Source organism: Massilia sp. LXY-5 (assembly GCF_059801075.1).
Genome location: NZ_JBNNEH010000006.1, coordinates 556,461 through 571,845, shown reverse-complemented (window position 1 = coordinate 571,845; position 15,385 = coordinate 556,461). Strand labels below are relative to the sequence as shown.

Genomic DNA, 15,385 nt, shown 5'->3' with positions numbered 1-15,385 from the left:
AATTGCGGCTCTGGTCAGCTCATGGGGAATTTATGTCAAAGGTAGAATTGGACAAAACCGATCGCAAGATCCTGGAGATCCTGCAGGCCGACGGCCGCCTGTCGAACCAGGATGTGGCCGAGCGCGTGAACCTGTCGCCTTCTCCCTGCCTGCGCCGCATCAAGCGCCTCGAAGAAGCCGGGGTCATCCGCCAGTACGTGGCGCTGGTCGACCCGGACCGGATCGGCCTCGGGCTGCTGGCCTATGTCAACGTGCGCCTGGAAAAGCACAGCGAGGGGCCAGCCAACTCGCGCGTGCCGGCCACCTCCCCGCGCTTCGAGTTCGCGCAGGCGGTGGCCGCCTGGCCGGAAGTGGTGGCCTGCTATGCGATGACGGGAGACATGGATTTCCTGCTGCGGGTCCACGTGGAAGACATGGACCATTTTTCGCGCTTCATGATGGCGACCTTGTTGCGCCATCCGTCGGTGCTGGATGTGAAGTCGAGTTTTGCGCTGCAGAGGATCAAGGAGACGACGGCCTTGCCGATTGGCGAAACGCCGCGTTGACCCGGGGGGCCTGCGCTAGCGCTTCCAGGGCATGAACCACTTCATCGCCGCGCGGGCGTTGGCTTTCACCGTGTAATCGATCGATGCAAACTGTTCTTCCAGCGCTTCGCGCATCACGCTGCCGGGACTGGGCGGCGGTAAATGGAGGTAGGCGTCCGCCTCGCCATATTCCCGCTTGATTTCCATGCCCGCCTTCTTCGCGATGTGCATCATCGTGCGGTTGCTCGACAAACACTGCATATACAGGGTGTCGATGTCGTTGTTGCGGCAGTGGATCGCGGCGCGTTCGAACAGGCGCGAACCGACACCCTGCCCGCGCGCCGATTTCGATACCGAGACGCCGAATTCGGCCACGCGCGCCTTGCCGGTGCTGGCTTTGCGGCCCGGTTCGGGCGGAGCAAACGCCAGGTGGCCGACGCCGACCAGCTGGAACCCTCGGCTGACGACGCCGAACACGATGTCGCGCTTGAAATCGATTTTATTCACATAGGCGTGGATTTGCTCGTCCGGCAACCTGGTGCCGAAGCGCAGCAGGCGGTCGGCGTCGTCAAGTCCCAGGAAATGCTTGAGCATGCGGCGGCGGTCGCGCCGGCCGAGCGCCTTGACCAGCACCGACGGACGCGCGCTGGTGCCCGCCAGGCTGGCAAACCAGTTGCTTATCGAATTGTCAGGCATGGGGGAATTGGTCCGTTTTGTGCACTGCACCATTGGCGTCATTGTAGCGGAACGGCGCCGAGTCCGCCTCAAGCGTACGTGCGGGGATCAGGCCCCGCCGGGTGCGGCCTCGCCCGCCCAGTGCGCATTCGGGCTGATAATAAACGTTCCCTTGCCGGCCTGCTTGGCGGCGTACATCGCCTTGTCGGCGTCGGCCAGCAGGGCGGCCGCGCCCCATTCTGCCCCGGCACGTCCGCGCGCGCTGGCAACGCCGATGCTGGCCGAAATCGAGACCGGGTTGCCGTCGGCCTCCTTGATGCCTTCGATCTGGTCGAGCACCAGACGCGCGACGCGCAGGGCGCCCTCGGGTGAATTGACGCCTTCGAGCATGACCACGAATTCGTCGCCGCCCAGGCGCGCCAGGATGTCTTCGGCGCGCAGCACTTTCTGCACGCGGCGCGCCACCAGCTGCAGCACCAGGTCGCCGGTGGCGTGGCCCCAGGTGTCGTTCACGCCTTTAAAACCGTCGAGGTCGATGAACATCGTCACCACCACGCTGTCGCGGCGCGCCGCGCGCACCAGCGCCAGTTCCAGCAGACGGGTCAGCTGGCCGTAGTTGACCAGGCCGGTCAGGCTGTCGTGCTGGGCCAGGCGCGCCAGCTTGGCCGATTGCGCTTCCAGCTCGGCGGTGCGCTCGGCGACGCGGTGCTCCAGGGTGTCGTTGGCCGCCGTCAGGCGCCGGTTGACGTCGTTGATGATGCGGTAGCTGCGGCGTAAGCGCCAGCCGGCATAGGCGAGCAGTCCCAGCAGCAGGATCGAATACGCGAACAGGAAGCCGCGGTAGCGCTGGCGCTCGAGCACTTCGGCCTGGAACGAGCGGTCGAGTTCGCGACCCAGGCGCGCCATCGCCTCGCCCGTGTCGAGCGCGGCGATCTGGGTTTCGATCTCGTTTTCGCGCGGACGGTTGGCCAGGATGACGCGGGTGTCGCGCGCCAGGGCGTCGATCTGCTCGTTCACGGCCAGCGAAAAGCGCTCCTTCTGCGCTTCGATCTGGGCCAGGCTCGCTTCGATGCGGTGCGCCAGCCCCGGATTCGGCATCAGGTTGTAGCGTAGCGTGTCGGCCAGTAAATCGTTGAGCAGCAGGTCCAGGCGCACCACCAGGCGGCCCGGCGCGAGCGCGCCTTCGATACCGCCGAGTTCCGTTTTCAGGTCGACCAGTGCCGGCGGCAGCGACAGCAGGGCTGCGCGCAGCGGCGGGTTCAGGGTGCGGAACTGTGTCACCAGGGCGGCCTTCCTGCGCAGGGAGGCTTCCAGGGCCACGTGGGCCTGGCGCGCAGCGCGCCCGCGCGTCATCGGCAGCGCCTCGCCCAGGCGCGCCGTCAGCTCCTCGATCTGCGGCAGCGGCGCGGCCAATTGCGCATCGGCGACGTTGCTGCCGATGTGGGCGCGCAGCAGGTTCGTGTCCCAGGCGGCGTCGATCTGCTGCAATTCGTGCAGGTCGAACATCACCCGGTTCTGGGTGTCGACATCGACGCCCGTGGTGCGGGTGTAGAGAAAGGCGAGCAAGGCGACCAGCGCCAGCGCCGCCGTCGCGCCATATCTCAGGCGCTGACGCGGTCCCATTGTTTCCAGGCGATGCATCAGCACCGCGAAGACCCTGTCCGTCTGCTGTAACAATCTGCTCATGCTGCGAGCATAACAAAACTGCCTTGTCCACCACCGCACATGGTACGTCTTGTAACAATTGGAGCCGGCGTCTCAGGGCCAGAGGCGCGCAACAATCCAGCCGTTCATCGCGGCATTGAAAGCGGCGTGGGCGGCAATCGCCGGCAGGATCGAGTCGCTGCGACGGCGCAGCCAGGCGAACATCTGCGCCACCCAAAAGGCGCCCGAGACCGGTAGTCGATTCGCTGCATGGGCTGGCCTGGCGGGCGGGGAACCCGACTATATGAGGACGGGGTAGCGGTGTCCAGTCATGGTGCATGGGGAGCTTGCGCCCCCACGCCTGCGGCGCCGCCGATCCACTGCGCCACCGCGGCAACGCGCGCACGGTGCACGGCTGCGGGAATCTGCACCTTGTCGGGGCCGCAGCGCGCCGCCACTTCACCCGCGTTCACGGCGCGTGCCGCCGCCAGCGCCGCTTCCAGGAACGGGCGCTGTGGCCAGGCGGCGTCGCCCTGCCCGCCCGCAACGCACTCGCTTGCCAGCAGCATGTCGGCGAAGCGCTCGGGCTTGCGAAAGCCATCGCAGCGCTCGAACAGGGTCACGATGGTGTCGGCACCAAGTTCGAAGGCGCGTACGACATGGTCGTGCTCGCGCGCCGTCATCAATGCGAGATCGCGGCAATCGTTCGGCACTTTCAAGCGCTTGCAGACGGCGTGGATCAAGATGCCGTCCGTGCCGAGATCGTGCATGAGGGCCGCGAAGCGCACCGCCAGCGCGTAGCCCTGCCTGGCCGCGTCATCGATCACCCGCATCATGCGGACGCCGGTGTCCACTTCCACACCCCATACAGCGTCGAGTTCCGGCATGATGCGCGCCAGCGCGCCGCAGTCGCGCAGCACCGCCAGCATGCGCGAGGGGTGGTTTTCCATCAGGCCGCGCGCCAGCTCCTGCCAGACGCGCTCGGGCACGAGGGCATCGACCTCGCCCTCCTCCACCATCTTTTGCATCAGGGCCAGGGTCTCTTCGGCCACCGTAAACTCCGGAAAGCGCGCCGCGAAACGCGCCAGGCGCAGGATGCGCACCGGGTCTTCGGCAAAGGCCGGGGAGACGTGGCGGAAGATGCGCGCGTCCAGGTCGCGCCGGCCGCCGTAGGGGTCGACGATGCTGCCGTCCTCGGCGCGCGCCATGGCGTTGATGGTGAGATCGCGCCGCACCAGGTCGTCCTCCAGGGTGACCTCGGGCGAGGTGTGGAACACGAAGCCGTGGTAGCCGGGCGCGGTTTTTCTCTCGGTACGGGCGAGTGCGTACTCTTCCTGGGTGTCCGGATGTAAAAATACGGGAAAATCCTTGCCGACCGGACGAAAGCCGGCCGCCAGCATGTCGTCCGGGGTGGCGCCGACGACGACGTGGTCATGGTCCTGCACGGGCAAACCAAGCAGCGCGTCGCGCACGGCGCCGCCGACCACATAGGTCTGCATCGTCATGCGCGCGGCAGGTCGGCGTCGTGCAGCGGCGTCGCGTCGGTTTCCGCCATTGCCTCAGCCACCCAGCGCGCCACGGCCGGATGCTTCAACATGCGCTCACAGTATCCCTGCAGCGCCGGCGCCAGTGCCACGCCATAGGTTTTGAAGCGCATCACGACCGGCGCATAGAAGGCGTCGGCGATCGAGAATTCGCCGAACAGGAAGCCGCGGTGGCCGAAGCGGGATAAACACTCTTCCCAGATCTCGCAAATGCGGCCGATGTCGGCCTGGGCGCCCGGCGTGCGTCCGCGGCCCGGCAGATGCGCCTGGATATTCATCGACATGTCGTTGCGCAGGGAGCTAAAACCCGAGTGCATCTCGCAGACGATCGAACGCGCCAGCGCACGCGCGGCCACGTCCTGCGGCCACAGGTGCTTGTCCGGGAACTGCTCGGCCAGATATTCGCAGATGGCGAGGCTGTCCCAGATCGTCATCTCGCCGGCCAGCAGCACGGGCACGCGGCCTGCGTGGGAATACGAGGCGATCTTTGCCGCGGTGTCGGGCTGGTCCAGCAGCAGGCGCACTTCGGTGAACGGAATGTTGAACGCGACCGCCGCCACCCAGGGCCGCATCGACCAGGACGAGATGTTCTTGTTGCCGATGACGAGCGTCAGGCCGGGCTTGCGCGCATTGTCGAGCGTATTCGAGAGGGTCGGGTCGAGTTCCGTGGTCTGCATGGCGTTCCTGGTAAAAAGGCGGTGAGGGTTCAACGAAGCGCGCCTGACAAAAGCTTCAGGGCAAGGCGCACCGTCGAAGGCAGTACGATTGTACGGCGAGACGGTGCAACGCAGCCATGGCGCTTTTGTCAGGCGCTCTAGCGTCCGGCGCGGGTGCGCAGGCGATCGAGCGGTTCGCCCGGCGCCAGGTAGTGCGGCGCGACCACTTCGAGCGGGGTCAGCTTGATTCCGAGCGAGGCCGCTGTCAAGTCTCCGATGGCCGGATCGACCACGTTGTCGACGCTCATCGAATCGAGGTTGTCGCGCGTAAGGATCGGCTCGCCCGGCAGCAGCTCGAAGAAGCCGGCCTGCATCCGCGCCAGCATCGGGGGCAGCTCGATGATGGGACGTTCGCAGCCGGCATAGCGTCCGCTCAGCCGTACCAGTTCGGCCAGCGTATAGATGTTCGGTCCGCCGAGCTGGTAGACCTGGTGGCTGGCGTGCGGGTCGCGCAATGCGTGCAGCCAGGCGGTGGCGACGTCGCCCACGTACACCGGCTGGAAAGCGGCCGAGGCGCAGGCCAGCGGCACCACCGGCACATGCCGCTGCAGCTTGGCGAACATGGTCAAAAAATGGTCGCCGGGGCCGAACACGACCGAAGGCCGGAAAATGGTCGCCGCCACCTCCGGACGGCTGCGCGCGGCCAGTTCGCCGTCGGCTTTCGAGCGGCTGTACATCGAGGGGCCGTCGATGTTCGCGCCGAGCGCGCTCATGTGCAGGTAGCGCGGCACCTTCATCACCGCGCAAGCCTCGACGATGCGCCGCGGCAGGTCGACGTGGGCACGCCGGAATTCGGGACCGTAGGGGTGCGCGCGGCTGGCGTGCAGGATGCCCACCAGGTTGATGACGGCCGTCTTTCCCTCGAGCAAGTGGCGCAGGGTGGCGTCGTCGTGGATGTTCGCTTCGACCACGTCGACGCCCGGCAGGGTCGTCAGGTGGCGCGCACGTTCGAAGTGGCGCGTCGGCACCAGGGCCGGGATGCTTTCCTGCGCCAGCAGCGCCAGCAGGTGGCTGCCGATGAAACCGGAACCGCCAAATACCACCACATTCGGGTCGCGCATGGGGTCCTCGAGAAGAGAAGTGTAGGCATCATGATAAACCCGCACGCGGCAGATTTACAGAAGCTTCATCACGGCAGTCCCGCGCCCCCGCTTCGTGGCGTGATCGTGCCCAGTCGCGCCTTGAGCGACTGCGGGCGTTTCTCGAACAGGGCCGCGTAATTGGTAGCGTTCGACATGACATTGCGTACATAGGTCCGGGTTTCGGAGAAGGGAATCGACTCGACGAACACCGCCCCTTCCATCGGGGCGTCGAGCAGCCCACGCCAAGTGCGCGAACGGGCCGGCCCGGCGTTATAGGCGGCCGTCGCCAGCACCTGGGAGCCGCCGTTATTTTCGAGCACCATGTTCATGTAGTTGGCGCCGAGCGTGATATTCGTGCGCAGGTCGCTGAGCATGCCGTGCACGAAATCGGTCAATCCGATCTTGGCCGCCACCCATTTGCCGGTGGCCGGCATCACCTGCATCAGGCCGGAGGCGCCGACACCCGAGCGGGCATCGCTGATGAAACGCGATTCCTGGCGGATCAGGCCGTACACCCAGGCGGTGTCGAGCGACAGGTTTTTCGCGGTCGGCTGCAGGATCTCGTTGTGCGGCGCCGGGAAGCGCTGGTTGTAGTCGAGTTCGGTCCTGGTGCGCAGCGAGGTCTCGACCATGCGGTCGAGCAGGTCGTTGCGGCGCGCATACTCGGCCGCAGCGAGCAGCTGGCGCTCGTTCATCGAACGCGTCGCCCAGTTCCATTCGCGGTTGCCTTCCGGACGCAGGCGCAGTTCATAGAATTTCATCGCCTGGCGCACGGCCGGCAACTGCGCCACCTGGTTGACCTCGAAGGACGTGACCGGCGCCGCGCTCGGCGGAATCGTCACCAGTTCTCCCAGCTCCTCCATCGCCAGCTGGCCATAAAAATTGTTCTGGGTGGCGATGCGGCGATACAGGGCGTCGGCATCCTCGCGCCGGCCCTGCTGGGCGTAGGCGCGGCCCAGCCAGTAGACCCAGCCGGACTCGTCGCGCAAGGGGGAAGGCATGGCGTCGATGGTGGCGGCGACCTGCTTCCAGTCGCCGCGGCGCAGGGCGATGCGGGCTTTCCATTCGCGCTGAAAATTGGTCAGGGGCGCGCCTTCGGCACGCTGCCAGTACTCGTAGGCTTCGGGCGCCAGCACGAGCGAGGCGGCCAGCGCCACGTTCGCCCAGCCGATCGCACGCTCCTCGCTACTCAGCTTGCTGCTGTTCTTGTCGAGGGCGACGGTGGCCAGTTTCAGGCTCGTTCTCGCCATGCGGCCCAGGGCGACCAGGTAGATTTCGTGCTCGGCGCGGGTGGTGCCGATGCCGCGCGCCATGGCCACCGCCGGCACGTCGACCGCTTGCGCGGCGCGCGTGTCGGACGCACCCACCAGCTGCGCAATGCGGCGCGAGGGGCCGGTGGCCGCCATCTCTCCCGCCAGGCGCAGTTGCGCCAGCAGTTCGTCCTGGCTCAACTGGCCGGTCTGCGCCAGTTGCGCCATCAGGGCCGCGCAGCCTTCGCCATAGGCCGGCGGATTGACCAGCAAGGTGCGCGCTTCGTCGACCACCCGTTCGCCGTGCGCGGCGCGCGCCAGCAAGGCGTAGCAGCGTACCTGTACGTCGTCGCTGCGCGCCGCTTGCGCCAATTCCCGGTCAAAATTGTTCCAGTCGCGCGCACGCCCGAGTTCGAGCAGCCAGTCGGTGCGCAGGCGGTCGGCGACCGCCGTGCCCTGGTGGCGCAGCAGGACGGCGCGGATTTCGTCCGCGCTCGCCTCGCGCAGGCGCGGTTTGAGACGATAATAGTCGACGTAGGAAGCCAGTACGTAGTTGGGCAGGCGCGACGCGAGCGCATTGGCGCGCGCGCTGTCGTTCTGGCGCGCCGCTTCGCGCAGCAACAGGAAAGTGTCGTCCTCGGCGCGCGAAACCTCGTTGACGGGCGCAGCGCCCGGCGCCGCAGGAACGGTGGCGGCGCCCGGTACCGGCGGCAGCGTGGGCACAGTCGCCGGGGGTGCCTCGGCCAGGACGGAAGCACTGGCTGCGGCAAGGACGGCGCCGGCTAAGAAATTCTTCGGAAGCAAAAACACGAATGACAACCCTTCATCGAACCATGACCGGCAAATCAAGAATACCATGCGCATCCATTGCGCGACCAGCACACAAGCCTGCCGTAACGGAGCCCGATGGGGGTGAGCGGCCTGCTTCCGGCGCCCTTGCCGCGAGTGGGGAACAGGCCTGCGACGCTGCCCGCGAAGCGACCTGCGCGGCCTCGCAAAAAGATGCGCCAAAACAACAAACAGCGGCTGCCGCACCCGCAGCCGACGACGCGGGCGAGGAAGCCAAGTCGGCCAAGACTGCCTTGCGCCGTCACCTGAAGGCCGAGCGCGCCAGCCTCGACGGCGCCGGCAAGCGTGAGCGCGACCGCCGCATCGGGGACCAGGTGCTGGCCTGGTGGCGCCGCACGCGCCCGCCCCTGCTGGCCGTCTACTGGCCCTTGAGCGGTGAGCCGGATCTGAGCGAGACCTATGCCCGGCTGGCGCAAGAAGGCGCGGCGCTGGCCCTGCCGGTCGTGCTCAAACGCCACGCCGCGCTCGCGTTTGCCGCCTGGACGCCGGGCGAGGCGATGGAGGTCGACACCATGGGCATCGCCGTGCCGGCCGACTTGCGCACCGTGGCGCGGCCGCCGGCGCTGCTCGTGCCCTGCCTCGGTTTCAACGAACAGGGTTACCGGCTCGGCTATGGCGGCGGCTTTTATGACCGCACGCTGGCCGCGCCGCCGCACCCGTTCACGCTGGGCATCGCATACGCGTGCCAGCAGGCGCAATTCGCCGCGGATGAGCACGATGTCCCGCTCGACACGGTGATTACGGAGCGCACGGAACTGGTTTGAAGCGCGCCTTCGCCATCGCTGCCCGATCGGCATGGCCTGTCGTTTTTCCACCATAGCCAGCTCTTCCCTGTTGATTTTCCCCAAGGCGATCCCGCCCGTCCCCGCCCTACACTTGCATCTTTGCAACAGATAAGTGCGGGTATCAGGGCCGCGTTACGCGGAAGTGGAAACCAACAGGGATCACCATGCAAACATTTGCCGGAACAGCAATCAAAAGGGGCGTATTCGTACTGGCGTTGGCATTGGCCGGATGCGGCGGCGGGGGCGGCGGCTACAGCGCGCCTGTGCCCGACGCGCCGGTTGCCCAACGCACCGTGCAGGGAACCGCAGCCAAAGGCCTGATCAAGGGCGCCAGGGTCAACGTGTATGCCATCGACGCACAGGGCGCGCGCGGCGGTGCGGCACTGGCGAGTGCCACGACCGGCCCGGACGGCACCTATACACTGCAGATTCCTGCAGCGGTGCTGAATTTCCTGATCGAAGTGGTGGCGGCGCCAGGCGCCGTGATGGCCGACGAAGCGAGCGGCACCGATCTCGCCTTCCCCACCAGCATGAAGTTGCGCAGCGTGGTGACGCTGGCCGGCAATGCCGCCGGCCCTTATCAGGGCAGCGTATCGCCCCTCACCGAAATGGTTGCGCGTACGGCAGAGACCGCCGACGGCAAGCTGCCGCCGCAGGCCATCGCCCAAGCCAAAACCCGCGTGCGCACCTTGCTCGGCTTCGACCCCGAGACGGTCAAGCCGGTCAATTCGAACAGCGCCGCAGCCGCCGCCGCCAGCGAGGAGGAAAAGAACCAGAGCCTGATGCTGGCCGCGATTTCGAAACTGGGCAGTAGCGCCAGCGCCGGTTGCGCGCAGAGCAGCGCCGCCGAGCGTATCGCCTGCGTGGTGAGCTGGCTGGCGTCGTCGGTGATCGTCAAGGATGGCCAGCCCGCCCTCGATCCGGCCCGCCTTGCGCAGTTGCGCGATGCCGTCCAGGCAGTCGCCGAGGACAAGAACATCAACCGCACCGGCAAGGACAAGGTGGTGGGCGTTCCCGTGCTGATAGCGCCTCCGGGCCCGGTGACGCCGCCGCCAGCTCCGGACCCGGTCACGCCCCCGCCGCCGCCAACCGGGACCACCCCACTCGACGCAACCAAGGCGCTGTTCGGCAGCCTGCGCAACAACCTGCACGCCCTGGCCGACGGCGATGTATTCCGCTCGACGGCGGACGCCATCAAGGCTGACCTGAGCGGCACCATGGCGCCCTTCGGCAACGACCTCGGCGGCGTCGCAGCGCTCACCCTGGACGCCCTCGACCGCCTCGACCGCGCCCGCAGTGGCGAGATGGCGCCGGAAGATTTTACTGTCGCCCGCAACCGCATCATGGACACCTGGCCGCAACGCCCTTCGATCAGTTTCGCGGAGGGCGACGGCGACTGCCTGATGACGGCGAGCCCGCTCTCCATCAGCTGCACCGTCGTCCAGGAAGCTTTCCTGCCCGGCACCTGGGTAGGGAACAACGACATGGTGTACGCAACGCGCACCATCACGCTGCAGCCCAAACCGGACAGTACGAGCGAGTTCACCTATACCGTCTTCTACGAGAAGAACGTGGTGCCCTACGACGGCACGCAGGCCCAGGGCATTCCTGCCCGTACCCCACTGGGCGGCAGCTTCTCGGGCGACATGCGCTTTGCGCGCAGCGGCCGGACCGCCACCGGGTTTGCCATCCTGGGCCGCATGCCCGGCCGGCTGCAGCAAGGCATTTTCCAGGGCGAAGGCGAAGGCTGGTCGCTCGATGTCGCCCGCAACGAGGATATCGGCGGCATCACCCAGTACAGCTTCGGCGGGACAGTGAGCGCAGCCGTTCCGGGCGGACTGGTCCGCACGGTCGAGATCGACAACAGCTCCTTCCTGCGCGTTCGCCTGCCCGCCGGCGGCGCCGGGCGCGCCGCCGTCGACGAGCTGCAGCTCGGCATGCGCGGCACGATCGGCGCCACCACGGTCGGCGGCACCCTGCATCTGGCCCAATACGAAAGCGACAAGCGCGCACTGACCCGGATCCCGACCCGGGTATGGTTCGAAGGCTGGCTCGATCACGGCGACGCCACGGTCTTCAGCGGCGGCGTCGCCCTCGCCCGCAACGGCTACGCGGACTTCGACCCTGCCGCTGCCGTGTCGGCAACCAACTTCGTCACGGACACCATCGAGATCGGCGGCGCGCTCTCGGTACCGGCGCGTCCAACGCTGAGCCTGACGGTCGGCGCCACCCGCAGCGCACCGAACACGACCGACATCAGCGCGCAGTACCGCGACGGCAGCTCGGTCATCAATGCGAGCGTGACCGCCAGGACGGGTGAGCGTTATCCGCTGGTGAAGGTGTCAAGCGCTGACGGCGTCGCCTTCTCGTTCACCGGCACCGCGGTTCCGGTGCAGGTCACCAAGGACGGCGCCGTCACCGCCCAGCTGGACCTGGCGAAAGGTTTGATTACGTATAGCGACGGCAGCACCGAGTCAGTGAAGTAATCCGGACGCATCGTCCCCACAAGCCTGGCGCGACGCGCCAGGCTTTTTTTACTCTTCTCACCATGCGAACAATCCTGTTGAGCGGCGCCCTCGCCTGCGGCGCAGCCTGCGCCCAAACGGAGGCCACGCCGGCTGCGGACGGCTGGACCGTGTACTCCGATATCTCCGTCTGGCAGGCCAGCGATGCGGTGCCGATCGACCAGATCGACGGCGCCTGGACCGATTATTCGCCGCGCGCCGGCCGCAATACCGCCCTCATGCGCAACCGGGCCGCCGCCGGCGTCGAAAAAGGCGGCTGGCGCCTGGGGCTGGAACTGCGCCAGGATGCGTATCTGAAGACCGACCGCGCGAGCCTGGACGCGTTGTATCTCTATCAGCAAAGAGGCAAGCCGGCGCCGCCTGCCAGCATCGCGCTGCAGGCTCGCTATTTTTCCTGGCGGGCGCAAGGACTGCGCATCGGCCACCGCTTCGAGGGTCCGCGCATTGGCGGCCGTACGGCGTCGATCGACATCAGCGCCGCCGTCTACGACAAACAGCGGCTGCGCGAGCGCAGCGTGCGCGGGACATTGAGCTGGCCGCAGACGGACACCTACGGTTTTTCGGTCAGCCACGCCGATACCGACAGCCGCATGACCTACCCATTCATGGGCGAGGACCCGAGCGCGTCCGGCGCGGGACTGTCGCTGGCGGCCACGCTGCCGCTGGCCGCCGCCTGGACCCTGCGGGTGCAGGCCGACGACGTCGCCAGCCGGCTGCGCTGGAAAAATCTGCCGGTGAATACCGAGACGCTCAACTCGAACGTCAGCTCGTATGACGCAAACGGCCACGTCAATTACCAGCCCCTGCTCAGTGGCCGGAAACGCCAGGTCGCACGCGACTTCCGGATCCCGCGCTATACCGCGGTGGCGTTGGATTACCGTGACCAGGACTGGGGCGCGGGCGTGCACGTCGCGCGCTACGCCGGCGAGACGATCCCGACGCTGTCGTTCTCGCGCCGCGTCGGCTGGCTGACCCTGCACGGCAATCTGGAAACCCGTTTCGACAGCGCCGGCATCGGCGTCGAGGCCGGACACTTCCGTTTGATGCTGCAGTCGGATGCGCGCAGGCTGGACGAGACGAAGGCGCGCTCGCTGCAGCTGCATTACCACTTGGTCTTTTAAGAAAAGAGGCCGGCTCCGGTGGCCCCGAGGGCGACCGGAACCGGTACAGCCCACACCCCGGTGTTACACGAGGCGCTGCCAGATGGCGGTGGTCGCCACTGCCTGGTTCATGCTGTAGAAGTGCAGGGCGAGCGCGCCACTCGCCCTGCCTTGATATTGCCGCGTGAAATTTTACCGATTCCCCTCTGTCATTTTTTCACCATACCTTTGTCACAATAATATTTTCCTTGTTGCAACATTTAGAGCGATGACTCTACAATTGCCTCGCCGCAACAATTGCGCCGGATTCGTGGGCGCAACAACGCGCGTCTTGGAAAAAAACTGACAGGAAAATCATGCATAGTATGACTGAAACGGTAGTAAAAACTGGCGTCATCGCACTTGCGCTGGCATTGGCAGGCTGCGGCGGTGGCGGCGCTGGCGCGCCCGCCTCGGGCGCTCCGGTCGCCACCCCAAGCCCGGAACGTACGGTGCAGGGAACCGCGGCCAAGGGCCTGATCAAGGGTGCCAGGATCAGCGTCTACGCGCTCGACGCGCAAGGCACACGCGGCGCTGCCGCGCTGGCCACCGCTACCACCGGCACCGACGGCACCTACAAGCTGCAGATTGCTGCTTCGGTGCAGAACTTCGTGGTCGAGGTGAGCGCGGCCCCTGGCGCCGTGATGGCCGACGAAGCGACCGGCACCGATATCGCCCTGCCCGAAGACATGAAGCTGCGCAGCGTCGTGACGCTGGCCAGCAATGCCGCCGGTACCTATGAAGGCACGGTCTCGCCGCTGACCGAAATGGTGGCCCGTACGGCGGAAACGTCCGATGGCAAGCTGCCGCAGCAGGCTGTCGCCCAGGCCAAGAGCAGCGTGCGTACCTTGCTCGGCTTCGATCCCGAGACCGTCAAACCGGTCAATTCGAACAGCGCCGCCGCCGCCACGGCGAGCGAGGACGAAAAGAACCAGAGCCTGGCCCTGGCCGCGATCTCGAAGATGGGCAGCACCGCCAGCGCCGACTGCGGCCAAAGCACACCTGGCGAGCGTATTGCCTGCGTGGTCACCAAGCTGGCCTCCTCGGTCAAGCTCACCGATGGCCAGCCATCGCTCGAGCAGAACCGCCTGGCGCAGTTCCGCGACGCGGTCCAGGCCGTGGCCCAGGACAAGAAGATCAACCGTACCGGCAAGGACACGGTCGTCGGCATTCCTGTGCTCAGTCCTTCGGGAACGACGCCAACCCCGGCAGTACCGGCGCTGCCGCCACTTGCGGCAACCAAGGCACTGTTCGCCAGCCTGCGCACCAACCTGCGCGCACTCGACCAGGGCGACGCATTCCGCGTGACCGTCGATGGCATCAAGGCCGACCTGATCGGTAACGTTGCCCCGCTCGCCAACGACGTCGGCCGCTTTGCATCGCTCGCAGTGAATGCGCTGATACAGTTCGACCGCTATCGCGCCGGTACCAGCACCGCGGAGACCTTCCAGGTTTGGAACCATCAGCTCTACGAAACGGAATCGCAGCCTGCTCAGCCTAACTACTTCGCTGTAAACGAAGGCAACGGCAACTGTGTGATCGTGAAGAGCCCGCTCAGCATGAGCTGCACCGTTGTCCAGATTGGCTATCTGCCCGAATCGACCTACGACAATGTCAGCTACACGAACGTCAACGCGACACGCACGTTGACATTCCAGCCGAAGGAAGGCAGTCCGGGCGACTTTACCTATACGGCCTCGTTTGCCAAGCGCGCCGTCACGCACGATTATCGTGGCTCCGTGACCAGCATGCCGCCAGCCCAGCCACTTGGCGAGGCGTTCTCGGGCGAGATGACCTTGACCCGCAGCGGAAACACGATCACGCAGCTTGCGGTCAAGGGTCGCATGCCGGGCCGGCTCAACAGCGATGGCGTGTTCCAGAGCGATTACGAAGACTGGTCGCTCAAAGCCGCGCGCACCGAGGAAGCAAACGGCATCGCCCTGTACCAGTTTGGCGGCGTCTTTACCGCCACCGCCGGAGGCACCGCGGCCACCGCAGGACAAGCTTCCGGCCAAGTCGAGATCGCCAGCACATCGTTCCTGCGCATGGCGGTGGCGGGCAGCGAGGTCGGGGCGAATGCCGCCACCGAGCTTCAGGTGACGCTGCACGGCAGCATGGGCAGCACCACGGTCAACGGCACCCTGCGCGTATCGGACGACAAGCAGGACAAGAGCCAGACGGCCCACATGCCAACCAGGCTGGGGTTCGAAGGTTCGCTCAAGCACAAGGACGCGACTGTCTTCAGTGGCAAGGTCGCCATCGCCCGCAACGGCTACGAGAATTTCGACGCCACCGCTGCCGAGTCGGATACGAACTTCGTCGCCGACACCGTGGAAATCGGCGGCTCGCTGTCGGTACCGAACCGTCCTCTGTTGAGCCTGGCGCTCGGCGCCACCCGCACCGGCATGAAAAGCGCCAACATCAGCGCCCAGTACCGTGACGACACGTCGGTGATTAATGCGAGCGTGACTGCCAAGGTTGGCGAACGCAATCCGCTGGTGAAGGTATCGAGTGCGGACGGTGTCGCATTCTCGTTCACCAGCACCGCGACGCCGGTACAGGTGACCAAGGATGGCGCCGTCACGGCCGAGCTGGATCTGCACAAGGGCATCATCACCTACAGCGATGGCAGCATTGAGTCATTGAAATAAT

At 66.3% G+C, this 15,385-nt stretch carries 11 protein-coding genes and 2 pseudogenes; 5 read left to right on the top strand and 8 right to left on the bottom strand.

The features are described 5' to 3' along the window. The first annotated feature begins 32 nt into the window (after positions 1-32). Positions 33-545 carry an Lrp/AsnC family transcriptional regulator gene (locus ACI48I_RS21050; protein ID WP_193688043.1) on the top strand — a complete coding sequence of 171 codons (513 nt, stop codon included), beginning with the start codon at positions 33-35 and terminating at the stop codon, positions 543-545. Positions 546-560: 15 nt separating this feature from the next. Here ACI48I_RS21050 and ACI48I_RS21045 read toward each other — a convergent pair whose 3' ends face one another. The 7 genes and pseudogenes from ACI48I_RS21045 to ACI48I_RS21015 all read right to left on the bottom strand — a co-directional run bounded on the left by ACI48I_RS21045 (position 561) and on the right by ACI48I_RS21015 (position 8,293). After that, positions 561-1,220, bottom strand: a complete 660-nt coding sequence (locus ACI48I_RS21045; RefSeq protein WP_498575307.1) for a GNAT family N-acetyltransferase — start codon at positions 1,218-1,220, stop codon at positions 561-563. An 87-nt stretch (positions 1,221-1,307) separates the two neighbouring features. Beyond that, a complete protein-coding gene (locus ACI48I_RS21040) occupies positions 1,308-2,885 on the bottom strand; it encodes a DAHL domain-containing protein (RefSeq protein ID WP_498575306.1) in 1,578 nt (525 codons plus the stop codon). A 72-nt stretch (positions 2,886-2,957) separates the two neighbouring features. Continuing rightward, a pseudogene (locus ACI48I_RS21035) lies at positions 2,958-3,107 on the bottom strand (CPBP family glutamic-type intramembrane protease); the annotation flags it as partial. Positions 3,108-3,172: 65 nt separating this feature from the next. Beyond that, complete coding sequence (locus tag ACI48I_RS21030) at positions 3,173-4,342, bottom strand: tRNA nucleotidyltransferase/poly(A) polymerase-related protein (protein ID WP_498575325.1); 1,170 nt, start codon at positions 4,340-4,342, stop codon at positions 3,173-3,175. A 2-nt stretch (positions 4,343-4,344) separates the two neighbouring features. Then, positions 4,345-5,064, bottom strand: coding sequence for a glutathione S-transferase family protein (locus ACI48I_RS21025; protein ID WP_498575305.1), 720 nt, complete (start codon positions 5,062-5,064; stop codon positions 4,345-4,347). A gap of 137 nt (positions 5,065-5,201) precedes the next feature. Further along, entirely contained in the window at positions 5,202-6,164 is a 963-nt protein-coding gene (locus ACI48I_RS21020; protein ID WP_498575304.1) for a complex I NDUFA9 subunit family protein, read from the bottom strand. A 68-nt stretch (positions 6,165-6,232) separates the two neighbouring features. Further along, complete coding sequence (locus ACI48I_RS21015; protein ID WP_498575303.1) at positions 6,233-8,293, bottom strand: lytic transglycosylase domain-containing protein; 2,061 nt, start codon at positions 8,291-8,293, stop codon at positions 6,233-6,235. Here ACI48I_RS21015 and ACI48I_RS21010 point away from each other — a divergent pair. From ACI48I_RS21010 to ACI48I_RS21000, 3 genes are all read left to right on the top strand, one after another. Then, the gene (locus tag ACI48I_RS21010) at positions 8,248-9,048 is read left to right on the top strand and encodes a 5-formyltetrahydrofolate cyclo-ligase (protein WP_498575302.1); all 801 of its coding nucleotides are present in this window, start codon (positions 8,248-8,250) and stop codon (positions 9,046-9,048) included. The genes ACI48I_RS21015 and ACI48I_RS21010 overlap by 46 nt on opposite strands. A gap of 185 nt (positions 9,049-9,233) precedes the next feature. After that, positions 9,234-11,555, top strand: coding sequence for a hypothetical protein (locus tag ACI48I_RS21005; RefSeq protein ID WP_498575301.1), 2,322 nt, complete (start codon positions 9,234-9,236; stop codon positions 11,553-11,555). A 62-nt stretch (positions 11,556-11,617) separates the two neighbouring features. Next, positions 11,618-12,715: a hypothetical protein gene (locus ACI48I_RS21000; protein ID WP_498575300.1), complete on the top strand. Its 1,098-nt coding sequence runs from the start codon at positions 11,618-11,620 to the stop codon at positions 12,713-12,715. A gap of 63 nt (positions 12,716-12,778) precedes the next feature. On the opposite strand, the pseudogene ACI48I_RS20995 reads toward ACI48I_RS21000, so the two are convergent. Further along, a pseudogene (locus tag ACI48I_RS20995) lies at positions 12,779-12,859 on the bottom strand (methylenetetrahydrofolate reductase [NAD(P)H]); the annotation flags it as partial. Positions 12,860-13,050: 191 nt separating this feature from the next. Between ACI48I_RS20995 and ACI48I_RS20990 the strand changes: the two are divergent. Then, entirely contained in the window at positions 13,051-15,384 is a 2,334-nt protein-coding gene (locus ACI48I_RS20990; RefSeq protein WP_498575299.1) for a hypothetical protein, read from the top strand. Position 15,385: the final 1 nt, after the last annotated feature.

Coding starts and splice junctions, on each gene's coding strand:
- ACI48I_RS21050 (WP_193688043.1), top strand. CDS start 33: ATGTCAAAGGTAGAATTGGACAAAACCGATCGCAAGATCCTGGAGATC.
- ACI48I_RS21045 (WP_498575307.1), bottom strand. CDS start 1,220: ATGCCTGACAATTCGATAAGCAACTGGTTTGCCAGCCTGGCGGGCACC.
- ACI48I_RS21040 (WP_498575306.1), bottom strand. CDS start 2,885: ATGAGCAGATTGTTACAGCAGACGGACAGGGTCTTCGCGGTGCTGATG.
- ACI48I_RS21030 (WP_498575325.1), bottom strand. CDS start 4,342: ATGCAGACCTATGTGGTCGGCGGCGCCGTGCGCGACGCGCTGCTTGGT.
- ACI48I_RS21025 (WP_498575305.1), bottom strand. CDS start 5,064: ATGCAGACCACGGAACTCGACCCGACCCTCTCGAATACGCTCGACAAT.
- ACI48I_RS21020 (WP_498575304.1), bottom strand. CDS start 6,164: ATGCGCGACCCGAATGTGGTGGTATTTGGCGGTTCCGGTTTCATCGGC.
- ACI48I_RS21010 (WP_498575302.1), top strand. CDS start 8,248: ATGACAACCCTTCATCGAACCATGACCGGCAAATCAAGAATACCATGC.
- ACI48I_RS21015 (WP_498575303.1), bottom strand. CDS start 8,293: ATGGTATTCTTGATTTGCCGGTCATGGTTCGATGAAGGGTTGTCATTC.
- ACI48I_RS21005 (WP_498575301.1), top strand. CDS start 9,234: ATGCAAACATTTGCCGGAACAGCAATCAAAAGGGGCGTATTCGTACTG.
- ACI48I_RS21000 (WP_498575300.1), top strand. CDS start 11,618: ATGCGAACAATCCTGTTGAGCGGCGCCCTCGCCTGCGGCGCAGCCTGC.
- ACI48I_RS20990 (WP_498575299.1), top strand. CDS start 13,051: ATGCATAGTATGACTGAAACGGTAGTAAAAACTGGCGTCATCGCACTT.